The sequence below is a fragment of the Campylobacter coli genome, assembly GCF_009730395.1.
Classification (GTDB): domain Bacteria; phylum Campylobacterota; class Campylobacteria; order Campylobacterales; family Campylobacteraceae; genus Campylobacter_D; species Campylobacter_D coli.
The window spans coordinates 1,202,210-1,217,846 of sequence record NZ_CP046317.1 but is presented as its reverse complement, the minus strand read 5'-3'; the positions used below and the strand labels follow the sequence as shown (position 1 = coordinate 1,217,846).

The following is a 15,637-nucleotide window of genomic DNA, read 5'->3' as shown; positions in this document are numbered from 1 at the left end:
ATTAAAATTTTGTTCAAAAAATATACAAAATTTATTTTTTTAGCTACAAAATCACACAATTAAACCAAAAAATTGGCATTTTATTTTTCAAACAAAAACTCTATAATGCAAATTCAACTTATCAAGAAAGGATGGATTATGGGTATTGTTTATGAGCAGACTTATCGAGAATCTCTTCAAAATCCTGAAGCATTTTGGGCTGAAGCAGCTAAAAAAGTGCATTGGTATAATGAATGGGATAGGGTGCTTGATGATAGCGATGGGCATTACAGATGGTTTGTTGGCGGGTGTATGAATACTTGTTATAATGCGCTTGATTTACATGTACACAATGGCAGGGGCGATCAATTAGCACTGATTTATGATTCTCCTGTTACGGATACAAAGAAAAAATATACTTATAAGCAACTTCGTGATCGTGTTGCAAAAGTAGCCGGAATTTTAGCAAACAAGGGCGTGGTTAAAGGGGATCGCGTTGTTATTTATATGCCAATGATACCTGAAGCACTTATAGCTATGCTTGCTTGTGCTAGGCTTGGGGCTATTCATAGTGTTGTATTTGGAGGCTTTGCAGCACATGAACTTGCTACGAGGATAGAAGATGCTAAACCTAGAATGATTATCAGTGCAAGTTGCGGGATAGAAGTAAGTAGCATTATCGAGTATAAACCTATTTTAGATGAGGCTATTAAAAAATGTACTCATAAGCCTACGACTTGTTTGATTTGGCAACGCCCACAATATAGAGCAAATATGCTTCCTTGGAGGGATATTGATTGGGAGCTTGAAGAGGAAAAAACTCGGGGTGTAGATCCTGTACCTGTTTTAGCTACCGATCCGCTTTATATACTTTATACTTCAGGCACCACAGGTTCTCCAAAAGGAGTAATCCGCTCTAATGGAGGTCATTCTGTGGCTATGAAATGGTCGATGGATAATATTTATAATGCTAAAGCAGGAGATGTCTTTTTTACCGCTTCTGATGTAGGTTGGGTTGTGGGACATTCTTATATAGTTTATGCACCTTTGATGAATGGATGTACAACTATAGTTTATGAGGGAAAACCTGTAAGAACGCCTAATCCTTCAGCATTTTGGAGAATTATTGAAGAATATAAAGTGAATGTGCTTTTTTCAGCCCCAACTGCTTTTAGGGCGATTAAAAAAGAAGATCCTAAAGGAGAATGGATTAAAAAATTTAATCTTGATAGCTTAAGATCTATTTTTGTGGCAGGTGAAAGATGCGATAGCGATACGCTTAAATGGATAGAAAAGCTTACAAAAAAACCTGTGATTGATAATTGGTGGCAAACTGAAACAGGTTGGGCGATCGCGGCTAATCCTTTGGGCTTGGAAGCACAAGTTGTTAAAGCAGGAAGTCCTACAAAACCTATGCCAGGATTTAATCTTAAGGTTTTAGATGAAAAAGGTCAAGAGCTTGGAGCAGGAAAAAAAGGAATTTTGTGCCTAAAACTTCCTTTACCTCCAGCTTGTTTAATGGGAATTTGGGAGAATGATGAAAGATATCGTAGGGGATATTTAGATCAATTTCCAGGCTATTATCTAACAGGAGACACAGGCTATATCGACAAAGATGGCTATGTGTATGTTTTAGGAAGAATGGATGGAATCATCAATGTTGCAGGCCATAGACTTTCAACTGGAGAAATGGAAGAGATTATAGCAAAACATCCTGATGTTGCAGAATGTGCGGTTATAGGTGTAAATGATGAGCTTAAAGGTGAAATACCTATGGGCTTTATCGTTTTAAAAGAGGGTATAGAGCGAGATCATAGGGGTATAGTTGAAGGAGTTGTAGCTTTGGTGCGTCAAGAAATTGGAGCCGTAGCTTCGTTTAAAATTGCCACAGTTGTTAGTGCTTTACCTAAGACAAGAAGTGGAAAAATTTTGCGTAAAAATTTAAGAGAAATAGCTGATGGTTCAACCTTAAATGTTCCAGCTACTATAGAGGATAGTAATGTTTTAAAAGCTTGCGAAAAAGCTATTAATGCTTTAGGATACCCAAAAAATAAAGGAGAAAAATAATGAGTGCAGGAAAAAAATTTAAAGAATTAGTAAAGACAAGCAAACCTTTGACCATAGTAGGAGCTGTCAATGCTTATAGTGCTTTACAAGCTACTAAAATAGGACACAAAGCTTTATATCTTTCGGGAAGTGGCGTGGCAAGCGCGAGTTATGGCTTGCCTGATTTGGGGATTATCGCACTTGAAGAAGTATGCATTGATGTAAGACGCATTTGCTCTAGAGTGGATACGCCTTTATTAGTTGATGCAGATACAGGTTTTGGAGGTGCTTTTAATATTGCAAGAACGATAAAAGAATTAATTCGTGCGGGTGCAGCGGCAACTCATATTGAAGATCAAGTGGCTCAAAAAAGGTGCGGACATCGTCCTAATAAAGAATTAGTAAGCACTGAAGAGATGTGTGATCGTATTAAAGCAGCAGTAGATGCAAAAATCGATCCTGATTTTGTGATTATGGCAAGAACGGATGCGCATGCAATTGAAGGTCAGCAAAAAGCTATCGAACGGGCTTTAGCATATGTTGAGGCTGGAGCTGAAATGGTTTTTGCTGAAGCTATTACAAGTTTGGAAGAATATGAAGAATTTGTTAAAAATGTAAAAGTTCCAATTCTTGCAAATATCACAGAATTTGGAAAGACTCCTTATTTTACCAAAGAAGAATTAAATAGAGCAGGAGTGTCTATGGTGCTGTATCCTTTAAGTGCAAATCGTGCGATGAATAAAGCTGCAGTACAAGTTTATGAAAGTATATTGAAAAACGGACATCAAAAAGATGTTCTTGAGATTATGCAAACTAGAGAAGAACTTTATGAAATGCTAGATTATTATTCTTATGAGCAAAAATTGGATGAATTATTTAAAAGGGGTGCAAAATGAGTATAAGTGAAGCAACTAAAAAAACGGGTGGATTGGCAGGAGTTATCGCAGGACAAAGTGCAATTTGTACTTGCGGGCTTGGAAATGGACTAAATTATTATGGTTATAGTATAGAAGAGTTAGCGCAAAATGCAGAATTTGAAGAAATAGCTTATTTACTTCAGTTTGGAGAATTACCCAACGCAAAAGAATTGGAAAATTATAAAGAAAAAATCATTGCTCAAAGAGCTTTGAGTGAAAATTTAAAAAACGTTTTAAAAGCTATACCTAAAGAAGTTCATCCTATGAATTTGATGCAAACAGCTGTTGCAGCATTGGGAGCTTTAGAGGGTGAAAATGAGGATTTTAGCGATCAAGATGAAAAAATCATCAGACTTTTGGGAATTTTACCGAGCATGCTTTGTTATTGGCATCATTATGTGAATTTTGGTAAAGAAATTGATTTTGATTCCAATCAAACAAGTATAGCGGGATATTTTTTGGAAAAATTAAAACTTGAAGCTCCAAAAGAAGATTTTATCAAGGCTATGCAATGCTCATTAATCCTTTATGCAGAGCATGAATTTAATGCTTCAACTTTTACAGCTAGAATTTGTGCTTCTACAAAAAGTGATATTTTTAGTGCGGTTGCTGCGGCTATTGGAGCTTTAAGAGGGCCTTTGCATGGAGGAGCAAATGAAGCAGCGATGCACTTAATAGAAAGTTTTAAAAGTGTTGAGGATGCCATTGAGGGTGTGAATAAAAAATTAGAAAATAAAGAGCTTTTAATGGGTTTTGGTCACCGTGTTTATGGACTTGGAGGTGATCCTAGAAATGCACTTATTAAGGTTTGGAGTAAGCATTTAGGGGGCGATGATTTGCTTTTTAAAATCAGTGAAGCCATAGAAGCTTTGATGAAAGAAAAACGCCCAAGTTTGCCACCTAATGCAGATTTTTATAGTGCATCAGCTTATCATTTTATGGGAATTCCAACTGAGTATTTTACGCCGATTTTTATTATGAGTCGCGTAAGTGGTTGGTGTGCGCACATTAAAGAGCAAAGAGCAAACAATAAGCTTATACGCCCAAGTAGCGAATATATAGGCGTTGAACCAAGAAAATTTGTAAAAATTCAAGATAGATAAGGAGAAAAAATGAGTGATATGGGAATTTTAGAGGCAAAACGCCCTGAATTTGATGAACTTTTAACAAAAATTGCAAAATATGCTGATGAATTTGAAATTACAAGTGATTTGGCTTTAGAAACGGCTAGATATTGTTTGATGGATACTATAGGTTGTGGACTTTTAGCGCTTAAATATCCTGCTTGCACCAAGCTTTTAGGGCCAAGTGTTGAAGGGGCTGAATTTAGACCTTTAGGCGCAAAAGTGTTTGGAACTTCTTATCAATTAGAGCCAATCCGTGGAGCTTTTAATGTGGGTGCTATGGTAAGATGGCTTGATTTTAATGATACATGGCTTGCGGCTGAATGGGGGCATCCAAGTGATAATTTAGGTGCGATTTGGGCGGTAGCTGATTATGTAAGTCGTAAAAATATCAGCGAAGGAAAAGAGCCTTTAAAAGTAAAATGTGTCCTAAAAGCCATGATAAAAGCTCATGAAATTCAAGGAGTTTTGGCGCTTGAAAATTGTTTTAATAAAGTAGGAATGGATCATGTTTTACTTGTAAGAATAGCAAGCACTGCAGTAGCTGCAAAGCTTTTGGGTTGTGATTTTGAAGAAATTCGCAATGCTATTTCTCATGCCTTTATCGATGGTGGAGCTTTAAGAACTTATCGCCATGCGCCAAATACAGGCAGTAGAAAAAGCTGGGCAGCAGGTGATGCTTCAAGTCGCGGTGTGGATCTTGCTTTAAAAGCTAAAACAGGAGAGATGGGTTATCCTTCGGCTTTAAGCGCTAAATTTTGGGGTTATGAAGATGTGAAAATGAAAGGACAAAAACTTACCATTCCTCAAGAATTTGGTTCTTATGTAATGGAAAATGTTTTATTTAAAATTTCTTTTCCAGCTGAATTTCACGCACAAACTGCAGTAGAAGCAGCTTTAGCTTTACATGATGAGGTAAAAGATCGTTTGGATCAAATAGAAAAAATCATCATCACAACTCAAGAATCAGGACATCGCATCATTAACAAAGTAGGCGAGCTTGCAAACCCTGCCGATAGGGATCATTGTATCCAATATATGGTTGCTGTGCCACTTATATTTGGGCGTTTGAATGCAGATGATTATGAAGATAGTGTTGCAAGTGATGAAAGAATCGATGCTTTAAGGGCTAAAATGCAAGTAGAAGTGGATGATCGCTATACAAAAGAGTATTTAGAAAGCGATAAAAGAAGCATAGCTAATGCCGTGCAAGTTTTCTTTAAAGATGGCACAAGTACAAAAAAAGTCGAAGTTGAGTATCCTATAGGACACAAAAGACGCAGAAGCGAAGGAATTCCTCTTTTAATCGCAAAATTTAAAGCCAATCTTGCTACGCGTTTAAGTCCAAAACAATGCGAAAAAATAATGAAAATTTGCGAAGATCAAAAGAGCTTAGAGCAAATGAATTTTAATGAATTCAGCGATCTTTTTTGGCTGGGTTAAAAACATAAAACAAGACTATTTTGGTCTTGTTTTATGTTTAGATAGAGTAAAATAATAAATTAAAACTCATAACTGCTTAATATTTTTATAGTAAAAAACTAAAGCAAAATACTTGATAATTGAGATTAAAAAGTTTTTTTATGAAAGCCAAAGGAGAATAAAATATGCTAAAATCCTAAATTTCAAGCTTTCTTTTTTGCTTTTTTAGCCGCTATATTTAACGCTTTTGTTGGAATTTTTAGTGTTTTTCTTTTTAAAAAAGGTTTTATGAGTTCAGAAGTAGCTTTTTATAAATGCTTTGTGGCTAGTGTGATTTTGTTTGTGATGTTAATTTATATGAGAAAATTGACCACTTTGTTGGCTTTTATCAAGCAGAAAATTTTCACACTTTTGCTTCTTGCTTTTTTTGGATTTTTTATGCTTTATCATTTTGAGAGTGCTGCTTACACAAGTATGGGTGTGGCTAATGTAGTTTTTGTGCTTTTGGGACTTTGGATGATTTTTTTGGCTGAAGGTGGGACTTTGGAAAATTTTACTCATTTAAAAGGCCTTGTAAATGCTATTTTAGCAGGGATTGGCTATGCTTTATTTTTATTTTTTACTAGAAAATTAAAACTGGGTTTTGGGTTAATTCCTCTTTGTGCTTTGCTTTTTATAGGAAGCTTGTATTTGAGTATTCCTTTATTTGGAGCAAATTTAAATCTTAATTTTTCTTTAGAAAGTCTATTTTGCTTTTAGCTTTGGCGTTTTTGCCTACTATAGGTGGATTTTACTGCACTACTAGAGCCTTAATTCTTGCAAAGTCAAATTCAGTCCAGCTTATAGAACTTAGTGAACCTTTGTTTGCTATGTTTTTTGGGTCTTTGTTTTTGGCTCAAAGTATTTCGTTTTTGCAAATTTTAGGTGGAGTTTTTATACTTTTTGCTATTTTCGTCCATGAATTTAAATTAAAATTGTAAAAAGCAGTTTTTCAGAAATTTTTTTCAATTGGATTTTTAAAATTTCTTTAGAAAGAGCAGATGCTTTATGGCAAGCAAAAGATTGTTTATTGCTTGAGTTTTGACATTGATTTTGACTATTTTTTTGTGTGATTTTAATAAGATTTAATTGCATAGCTTGATCTTTGGAATTTTTATCAACTGCCATATTGCAATCAGTATAATATCCGGCCTGACAAGATTTATAAAAAAGTTTTTGGGCTAAAATATCATTTTGATTAAATAATTCAACCCAGCCTTGCGCAAAGCACAACTTTGTATCTTTTTCACAAGCTTTAGAGCTTAATTCTTTAGCTTTGATTAAGTCTTTTTCCTACCCCTTGTCCGCATGCATACATATAAGAAAGTCCTGCACAAATAGCATCATGCCTTGCTCGCAGCTTTTTTTTGGCTAGTATAATTGCTGATTTTATATCTTGTTTACTAAGCGTAGTGATATGTTCTAATAAAGCAAAACTTGAGTTTTGATCTAAAAAATATTTTAAATTGCTTTGATAAGTTTCTTCATCTAACTTTTTCAGTAATTTAAATTTTATATTGTTGATTCTCACGCAAGAGTCCAATCTCCCAAGTTTACAAGCTTTTTGGAAAAGCAATAAAGCTTTGTTTAAATCCAAAGGAAGTCTCGTGTTTGCTGCAAATTCTCTTCCTAATAAGCACATGCGGTGGCATTATTTTCTAAGCATTGTTTTTGAAAAAGACTTAAATTACCCTCGAAAAAATATTCCCCCTTTGGAGTAAGAGCAAATTTTTCCTTTAAGGGCTGATTTAAAATTTCTTTTAAACTCTCGTCCAAGAATTGATTAATGCCTAAATTTTCTTTTATATTTTGGGGTAAATTATTTGCTAAAACGGAAAATTGACAAAAAAATATTAAAAAAACTAAAATTTTAATTTTTTTCATGAGTATTTCTTTCTTGCCTATTTTTTTAAAATTATAACAGAATTTCAAAGTTTGTAAAACTAAAATTTGTTATAATCAGCCCAAATTTATGCTCTTAGGAAAATTCATGCCAAAACGAACAGATATTAAAAATATTTTACTTATAGGAAGTGGTCCTATCGTTATAGGTCAAGCTTGTGAATTTGATTATTCAGGAACTCAAGCAGCAAAAACTTTAAAAGAACAAGGGTATCGCGTAGTTTTAATCAATTCTAACCCAGCGACTATTATGACTGATCCTGAATTTGCTGATGCTACTTATATAGAGCCTGTAACCAAGGAAAGTATTTTAAGTATTATTAAAAAAGAGAAAATCGATGCCATTTTGCCAACCATGGGTGGACAAGTGGCTCTAAATGTAGCTATGGAAGTTTATGAAAGCGGACTTTTAGGTGATGTGAAGTTTTTGGGTGCAAACCCTGAAGCGATTAAAAAAGGCGAAGATCGTCAAGTTTTTAAAGAATGTATGAAAAAAATCGGCATGGATTTGTCAAAATCTATGTACGCGTATAATTATGATGAAGCTTTAAAAGCTGTAGATGAAATCGGCTTTCCTTTAATGATCCGTGCTTCTTATACCTTAGGTGGTACGGGAAGCGGTGTGGTTTATAATATGGATGAATTTAAAGAACTCGCTAATACTGCCTTAGCACTTTCGCCAATCCATGAAATTCTTATCGAAGAAAGTTTGCTTGGATGGAAAGAGTATGAAATGGAGGTTATCCGCGATAAAAATGATAATTGCATTATCGTGTGTAGTATAGAAAATCTTGATCCTATGGGAGTGCATACAGGAGATAGTATCACGGTTGCACCTGCTCTTACTTTAACTGATAAAGAATACCAAGTTATGCGTAATGCCTCTTTTGCCATTTTGCGTGAAATAGGCGTCGATACGGGCGGATCAAATGTGCAATTTGCTGTCAATCCAACAAATGGTAGAATGATAGTTATTGAAATGAATCCAAGGGTTTCAAGATCAAGCGCCCTAGCTTCTAAAGCAACGGGTTATCCTATAGCAAAGGTTGCAACACTTTTGGCGATTGGATTTAGCTTAGATGAGATAAAAAATGATATTACCGGTACTCCTGCTAGTTTTGAACCTGTGATTGATTATATTGTTACAAAAATTCCTCGTTTTACTTTTGAGAAATTCCCAGGAGCCAATACAACTTTAGGCACAGCGATGAAAAGCGTGGGTGAGGTAATGGCGATTGGCCGAACTTTTAAAGAAAGTATACAAAAAGCACTTTGTTCTTTGGAAAGAAATTTAAGTGGTTTTGATAGAGTGAAATTTGAAGATAAAAACGATCTTATCTTTAAAATTCGCAACGCTAACGAAAAGCGTTTGCTTTATGTAGCGCAAGCTTTTAGAGAGGGTTTTGATGTAAAAGAGCTTTATGAGCTTTGTAAAATTGATCCTTGGTTTTTATCCCAAATTAAAGAAATCGTAGATTTTGAAGAGCAAATTGATATGGATATCTTGCATAACAAAACCCTTTTAAGAAAAGCAAAAACTATGGGTTTTTCAGACAAGATGATCGCCTTACTTGTGAATCTAAAAGATAATTTAGAATTAAGTCAAAATGATATCTATTATGCAAGAATGAAGCAAAAAATCATAGCAGAATTTGGCGAAGTAGATACTTGTGCAGGGGAATTTGAAGCTTTAACTCCTTATCTTTATTCTAGTATCAATGTAAGTGAACTTACTCAAAGCAAAAATGAAGCAAGAGATAAAAAAGAAAAAAAAGTGATGATTATAGGCGGGGGGCCAAATCGTATAGGACAAGGGATAGAATTTGACTATGCTTGTGTGCATGCTTCTTTTGCATTAAAGGATTTAGGCGTAAAAACTATTATGTATAATTGCAATCCAGAAACCGTTTCTACAGATTATGATACGAGTGATATTTTGTATTTTGAACCTATTGATTTTGAGCATTTGCGTGGTGTAATTGAACGCGAAAAGCCAGATGGAGTTATAGTGCATTTTGGTGGTCAAACTCCGCTTAAATTTGCTAAACGCTTGAGTGCTTTTGGGGCTAAAATCATAGGCACAAGCGCAAGAGTGATCGATATGGCAGAAGATAGAAAGAAATTTGCTGAATTTATTACAAAACTTGGTATCAATCAACCTAAAAATTCTACCGCTACAAGCGTAGAAGAAGCGGTTTTAAAAGCGAGCGAGATAGGTTATCCTGTACTTGTAAGACCAAGTTATGTTTTAGGCGGAAGAGCTATGCGTGTGGTTACTGATGAGAGTGAACTTAGACTTTATATGCAAGAAGCTGTGGATGTAAGCGATAAAAGTCCTGTTTTGATCGATCAGTATTTAGATAATGCGACTGAAATCGATGTTGATGCTATCAGTGATGGTAAAGATGTTTATGTAGCAGGAATTATGGAGCATATTGAAGAAGCAGGAATTCATTCAGGTGATAGCGCATGTTCTTTGCCACCTTGCAATATTGATGAAAAAATGCAAGAACAAATCGTACAAAAAACCGCAGATATTGCTTTAAATTTAGGCGTTGTAGGACTTTTAAATATACAATTTGCAATTTACAATAACGAACTTTATATGATAGAAGTAAATCCTAGAGCAAGTCGTACCGTACCTTTTGTAAGCAAAGCTACAGGTATACCTTTGGCAAAAGTTGCAACACGCGTAATGTGGCAGGGGAATTTAAAAGAAGCTTTAAAATTTTATGATGCTTTTGGTGTGGTGAATTTTGATAATGCGATTTTGCGTCCTAAGCCTTCAAAATATATCAGCGTAAAAGAAGCGGTATTTCCTTTTGCTAAGCTTAGTGGAAGTGATTTAGAGCTAGGACCTGAGATGAGATCAACAGGTGAGGTTATGGGCATAAGTAAGGATTTTGCCAATTCTTACGCGAAAAGTCAAATTTCATCTTTTAATCATTTGCCAGAAAGTGGAGTGGTTTTCATTTCTTTAAAAGAAAAAGATAAAAAGTATGCTAAAAAACTTGCGAGTGAATACTCTAAATTAGGTTTTAAACTAATGGCTACAAGTGGAACTTGTAAAGAAATTGTAGAAACTGGTTTTGAGTGTGAGCTTGTACATAAAATTTCAGAAGGGCGTCCAAATGTGGAAGACAAGCTGAAAAATGGAGAAATTCAGCTAGTGATAAATACAAGTGATAGTCATACTTTTGCAGGGGATACGAAAAAAATTCGTGAAAATATTATCCGTTTTAAAATCCCTTATTTTACAAATTTGCGTTCAGCTCTTGCGGGTGCAAAATCGATTAAAGCGATACAAAATCAAAGTTATTTAGAAGTTAAAAGCCTGCAGGAGTATTTAAAAGCTTGATTTATCTAGCGCAAACAGATACTACAGCAGGATTTTTAAGTAAAAATTTAGAAGAAATCAATGCTTTAAAAGGCAGGGCTAAAGATCAGCCCTGCTTGATCACTTCTGCAAAATTTGACGAGTTAAAAAAAATCGTAAGAGTTCCAAATCAATTTAAAAACTGGGTGCGTCGTGCCAAAAAAACAACTTTTATTTATCCAAACAATCAAGCAGTAAGAATTGTCAAAGATTGCAAACACGCACAATTCTTAGAAAAAATGGGTTGTTTTTATTCAAGTTCTGCAAACAAGCACGGACAAAAATTTGATGAGCTTTGGGCTAGAAGTGTCGCAGATGTTGTGGTTGATGAGATATTTGTTGAAAATACCCCATCAAAAATAATAAAACTTCATCGTAAGAAGCTTAAAAAAATTCGTTAGTTTAGTGCTTGTAAAATTTCTTCAAAAGCTATGCAAAATTGCTCTAAACCATCTTTTAGTAATTCATCACAAGCTTTTTCTCTTTCATTTTGTGAAATAATAGCATTAAGTTGTGTGTAAATTTCAAAATTCATTAAAGGTTTTTTAAATTCAATTTCGGTTTTAAATGCATTGATAGCATCTAGTGGGGCAGTATTTATGCTATTTTCAAAAAGAAGTTCTTTGATATAATAATCTTTTGGTAAATCATCGCCTTTTACACCCGTGCTTGCAAATAAAGCTCGGATATTAGGTTCGTTTTTGGAGATGATATTATTATAGGCTAAATTTGCATTTAAAATTCCTATACGATTTTGTTCTTTTGCTTTAGAATTTAAAAGTCTATCAAAACGACTTACAAAGATGCTTATAACAGCTTGCGGAGTTCTTAAGTGAGTATTTTTTCCTTGCAAGGCTATATTGTTTTTTCTAAATTCAATCAAACCTGCATTTAAAGCTTCAAAGCATTTTTGGCTTTGCTCTAAAGAAAAAATTAAAGTAGCATTTACGCTGATGCCATTTTTCATCAATTCATACATTACTTCATAAGAAGCATTGGTTGCTGGAACTTTAATCATCACATTGTCTTTACCAATGGCACTATAAAGTTTTTTTGCTTCGCCCAAACTTAAGCTTGTATTATCATAAAATCTCGGATCGATTTCAAGACTTATAAAACCATCATTTCCCGTGTGATATAAAGGAGCAAGCTTGTCTGCTGCTTTTTGTATGTCAGCAATAGCAAGTTCTTCATAAATTTCTTTTGCCTTTTTTCCTTTTAATTTGGCTATTTTTTCTTTGTAGATAGGCGAATTTAAAATAGCATTTTTAAAAATAGCGGGATTTGAAGTTGCTCCATTGACACCGCGAGATAGTAAATTTAAAAAATCATCATCTAAAAAACTATTTTCTATAAAATCACACCAAAGAGAAAATTTTTTCATCTTATATTACCTTTATTATTTCTTTCAAGTCTTTATTGTCTACGCAAATATCTGCTTTTGATCGCAAAATTTCTTTAGCACAAAATGCGACTTTTAAACCGCTTTCATTAAACATAGCGATATCGTTTGCTCCATCGCCCACACACATGACTTCATGAGTTTGCAAATTTAAAAAGTTCTTGAGGCGTTGCAGCATTAAACCCTTTGAATTTGAAAACATCATTTCTCCGCCCACTAGTCCTGATAAAGTATTATTTTTATGATGTAGATAATTTGCAAAGCCTAAATTTACTTTTAGTTTTTTCATAGCAGGATCAATACCTTCATGAAAACCCCCACTAAAAATAACAACAAAAATATTTTTAGAATTTAAAAATTCAATAAGCTCATAAGCTCCATTCATCAATGGAAGATCTTGTCCTATTTTAAGAACAAGATCATAAGGCATTCCCTTTAGAAAACTGACACGCTCTTGCAGACTTTCAAAAAAATCAAGTTCACCCGCCATAGCGCGATGAGTGATATCCACCACTTCTTTTTCTTTGTCGTAAGCCTTAGCTAATATATCAATAGTTTCTCCATCCATCAAAGTGGAATCAAAATCAAAAACACAAAGTTTTATCATTAAAATTCACGCTTAAGTAAGGCTTCAACTTTAAGTATGGTAAGGATATTTTCATCTCTTTTGCCTATACCATAGATCATACCCTTATCTTTTACCAAAGTTTCAGGTGGCGGATCGATACGGTTTCTATGAATTTTGATAGCCTCGGTTAGTCTATCTATTACAAAGCCCGCATTTCCTCCAACACCACTTCCATTGGATTCGCCTCTTAAAACAATATAACGAGTTTGAGGAGTCATTTTAGAACTTCCTAGATTAAAACGCTGTGCCAAATCAATTAATGGCATAACATTTCCACGCATATTAAATACACCCAAAACATAATCAGGAACGCTTGGAACCCTTGTATATTCTATAGGTTTGATGATTTCTTGTATGTTAAGAATTGGAATAGCATATTCCTCATCTCCTACGACAAAACCTACAAGTTGTATGATATCATCTTCTTTTTGATCACCAACAGGACCAGCTATCTGAGTTTGCTGTTTTTGCAATATTTGCTCTAATTTTTCATTACTCATATTCTTATCCTAGTTTCAAATTTTTTCTAACCACATTTTCCAAATATTCTGGAGAATAAGGTTTGGTAATGTATTCCGTCATACCTACTTCAACACCTCTTAAACGGTCAGTTTTACTTGTTCTTGAAGTAACTGCAATGAGCGGTAAATTGCGATATTTAGAATATTTTCTAATTTCACCCGCTAAGGTATAACCATCCATTCTTGGCATCTCGATATCAATTAATATCGCATCAATATCATGATCGCCCGATTTTATAATATTTAATGCTTCAACGCCATTGGTAGCTTCAATAAGACTAACTCCTAGCGGTTCTAAAGCTTTTTGCATTAAAGTTCTATCCATTTTAGAATCATCAACGATTAAGACCTTGTAATCACTTGGTTTTTCTTTTGGTTTTTTAGCACTTGATTCAATCTGAGCTTTGATGTCAACTTTTATTTCTTTTGCCATATCCATCATAGCGCCTACATCTATGATAAGTGTTACTCTACCGTCACCACGGATAGTAGCACCTGCTATACCTTGGATGTTTTGTAAATAATCGCCCATAGATTTAATAACTATTTCTTCTTGTCCTACAAGAGTATCTACTATAATACCAAGCTTGCTTTCTGCTACCCCTATAACAACGACATAAGTTTGATCACCGCTTTCAAGCACTTGTTTAACTCCAAAGACATCAGAAAGTCTTACAAGAGAAAGTACTTCATCTCTAAGGCGCAATACATTTTTGCCTTCAATAGTGTAAATATCATCAATTGGCACTCTAACTGTTTCAAGAACGCTTGCAAGTGGAATTGCATAGAATTCCTCTTGAGTTCCTACAAGTAAAGATTGAATGATTGCCAAGGTAAGAGGAATTTTAAGTTTAAACGAACTTCCTTTACCTAACTCACTATCAATTTCAATTACCCCATTAAGTTTTTCGATGTTGGTTTTAACAACATCCATTCCTACGCCACGACCTGAAACATTTGTTACTTTAGCCGCAGTTGAAAAACCAGGCTTGAAAATCAAAGCAAAAGCTTCTTTGTCTGTCATTTGATCTGCTTCTCTTTCGGTAATCAAATTCTTTTCTATAGCTTTAGCTTTTAGGCTATTTGCATCAAGTCCCTTACCATCATCGGTAATTTCTACAACTATATGGTTTCCTTCATTGTAAGCTTTAAGTTGGACTATACCTTTTTCAGGTTTTCCATTCGCTGCACGAGTTGCTGGATCCTCAACACCATGATCACATGAATTTCTAATCATATGCATGATAGGATCGCCAATTTCCTCTACGATAGATTTATCAAGTTCAGTTTCTTCACCTGTAATTTCAAGTTCTATTTGCTTTCCTAATTCACGACTTAAATCACGAACAACTCTTGGGAATTTATTGAAAACTTTTGCTATAGGTTGCATTCTTGTTTTCATCACAGCAAGCTGAACATCAGTTGTAATAATACTTAATTGACTTACAACCTGATTAAGTTCTTCAAGGAATTTTTCTCCTTCATAACGCTCTTCAACATCATCGTAAATTTTAAGCAAACGGTTTTTGCCTAAAACAAGCTCCCCAATTAGATTCATTAAGTGATCTAATCTTTTTACTTCAACGCGTATGGTTTGATCCATACCGCCTCCACCGCCTCCACTAGCAGGAACTTTTTTCTCCATATTTTCAGCTTTTGGTGTGCTTGCTGCTGGTTTAGAAGTTGTAGAAGCTGCAGTATTTTGCTTTTTCTGAGCACGACGTGCTTGATCTTCTGCTTTCCTAGCCTTTAGTAATCTTTCTATTTCGGCTTCAACTTCAGAATCGCTTAATTGATTAACATCTACTTCAGGTTCTGGTGTAGGAGCTGGTTCTTCCTTTTGAGGAGCTTCTACAGGAGTTTCATTTTCAACGCCATTTGGAGATTCTCCTTCTGATATAGCTGTTAATCTTGCACAAATTGGTTCTATATCCATTCCTATAGCTGTATCATTGCCGTTATCGCGTATAGAGTTAAGTAAGGTTTTCATTCTATCGATGGATTCTAAAACAACATCCATAATATCTGGAGTGATTTTTAATTCTCCATGTCTTGCTTTGTTTAAAACATCTTCCATATGATGTGTTAATTTTGTTAAAACATCAAAATTTAAAAAGCTTGAAGAGCCTTTTACAGTGTGTGCTACACGGAAAATTCTGTTTAATAATTCTAAGTCTTCTGGATTTGTTTCAAGCTCCACTAAATCATGGTCGATTTGCTCAACTAGCTCAAAAGCTTCAACCAAAAAGTCTTCAAGTATTTCTTGCATATCTTCCATATT

General features: G+C 34.6%; 12 protein-coding genes and 2 pseudogenes. 7 read left to right on the top strand and 7 right to left on the bottom strand.

The genetic code is table 11. The features are described 5' to 3' along the window. The first annotated feature begins 138 nt into the window (after positions 1–138). From FOC43_RS06150 to FOC43_RS06130, 5 genes and pseudogenes are all read left to right on the top strand, one after another. Positions 139–2,046, top strand: coding sequence for a propionyl-CoA synthetase (locus FOC43_RS06150; RefSeq protein ID WP_002778051.1), 1,908 nt, complete (start codon positions 139–141; stop codon positions 2,044–2,046). After that, positions 2,046–2,921 (top strand): methylisocitrate lyase, encoded by an 876-nt coding sequence (gene prpB / locus FOC43_RS06145; RefSeq protein WP_002778052.1) that lies wholly within the window; start codon positions 2,046–2,048, stop codon positions 2,919–2,921. The genes FOC43_RS06150 and prpB overlap by 1 nt, the downstream gene beginning before the upstream one ends. Continuing rightward, positions 2,918–4,045: a citrate synthase/methylcitrate synthase gene (locus FOC43_RS06140; protein WP_002778053.1), complete on the top strand. Its 1,128-nt coding sequence runs from the start codon at positions 2,918–2,920 to the stop codon at positions 4,043–4,045. Before prpB ends, FOC43_RS06140 begins: the two co-directional genes overlap by 4 nt. Positions 4,046–4,054: 9 nt before the next feature. Beyond that, a complete protein-coding gene (gene prpD, locus FOC43_RS06135) occupies positions 4,055–5,509 on the top strand; it encodes a 2-methylcitrate dehydratase (RefSeq protein WP_002794094.1) in 1,455 nt (484 codons plus the stop codon). Positions 5,510–5,722: 213 nt separating this feature from the next. After that, positions 5,723–6,468: pseudogene (locus tag FOC43_RS06130) on the top strand (EamA family transporter). Here the strand turns inward: FOC43_RS06130 and FOC43_RS06125 are convergent. The 3 genes and pseudogenes from FOC43_RS06125 to FOC43_RS06120 all read right to left on the bottom strand — a co-directional run bounded on the left by FOC43_RS06125 (position 6,452) and on the right by FOC43_RS06120 (position 7,411). Further along, on the bottom strand, positions 6,452–6,760 hold the full coding sequence (locus FOC43_RS06125) for a hypothetical protein (RefSeq protein WP_004284772.1): 309 nt from the start codon (positions 6,758–6,760) through the stop codon (positions 6,452–6,454). The pseudogene FOC43_RS06130 and the gene FOC43_RS06125 overlap by 17 nt on opposite strands. 60 nt (positions 6,761–6,820) lie before the next feature. After that, positions 6,821–7,169, bottom strand: a pseudogene (locus FOC43_RS08880) (hypothetical protein). Further along, positions 7,157–7,411 carry a hypothetical protein gene (locus FOC43_RS06120; RefSeq protein ID WP_002778060.1) on the bottom strand — a complete coding sequence of 85 codons (255 nt, stop codon included), beginning with the start codon at positions 7,409–7,411 and terminating at the stop codon, positions 7,157–7,159. The pseudogene FOC43_RS08880 and the gene FOC43_RS06120 overlap by 13 nt, the downstream one beginning before the upstream one ends. A 106-nt stretch (positions 7,412–7,517) precedes the next feature. Between FOC43_RS06120 and carB the strand changes: the two genes are divergently transcribed. Further along, positions 7,518–10,787: a carbamoyl-phosphate synthase large subunit gene (carB, locus tag FOC43_RS06115; RefSeq protein WP_023890702.1), complete on the top strand. Its 3,270-nt coding sequence runs from the start codon at positions 7,518–7,520 to the stop codon at positions 10,785–10,787. Continuing rightward, positions 10,784–11,206 (top strand): Sua5/YciO/YrdC/YwlC family protein, encoded by a 423-nt coding sequence (locus FOC43_RS06110; RefSeq protein ID WP_002778064.1) that lies wholly within the window; start codon positions 10,784–10,786, stop codon positions 11,204–11,206. Before carB ends, FOC43_RS06110 begins: the two co-directional genes overlap by 4 nt. On the opposite strand, the gene FOC43_RS06105 is transcribed toward FOC43_RS06110, so the two are convergent. From FOC43_RS06105 to FOC43_RS06090, 4 genes are read right to left on the bottom strand one after another with little or no spacing between them, the layout of a single operon-like run. Continuing rightward, positions 11,203–12,189, bottom strand: coding sequence for a transaldolase (locus FOC43_RS06105; protein ID WP_002778066.1), 987 nt, complete (start codon positions 12,187–12,189; stop codon positions 11,203–11,205). The genes FOC43_RS06110 and FOC43_RS06105 overlap by 4 nt on opposite strands. 1 nt (position 12,190) lies before the next feature. Beyond that, positions 12,191–12,814 carry a phosphoserine phosphatase SerB gene (serB, locus tag FOC43_RS06100; RefSeq protein WP_002778068.1) on the bottom strand — a complete coding sequence of 208 codons (624 nt, stop codon included), beginning with the start codon at positions 12,812–12,814 and terminating at the stop codon, positions 12,191–12,193. After that, on the bottom strand, positions 12,814–13,335 hold the full coding sequence (locus FOC43_RS06095; RefSeq protein WP_002778071.1) for a chemotaxis protein CheW: 522 nt from the start codon (positions 13,333–13,335) through the stop codon (positions 12,814–12,816). The genes serB and FOC43_RS06095 overlap by 1 nt, the downstream gene beginning before the upstream one ends. Positions 13,336–13,339: 4 nt before the next feature. Next, positions 13,340–15,634, bottom strand: a complete 2,295-nt coding sequence (locus tag FOC43_RS06090) for a hybrid sensor histidine kinase/response regulator (protein WP_002782069.1) — start codon at positions 15,632–15,634, stop codon at positions 13,340–13,342. Between the last annotated feature and the right edge of the window lie 3 nt (positions 15,635–15,637).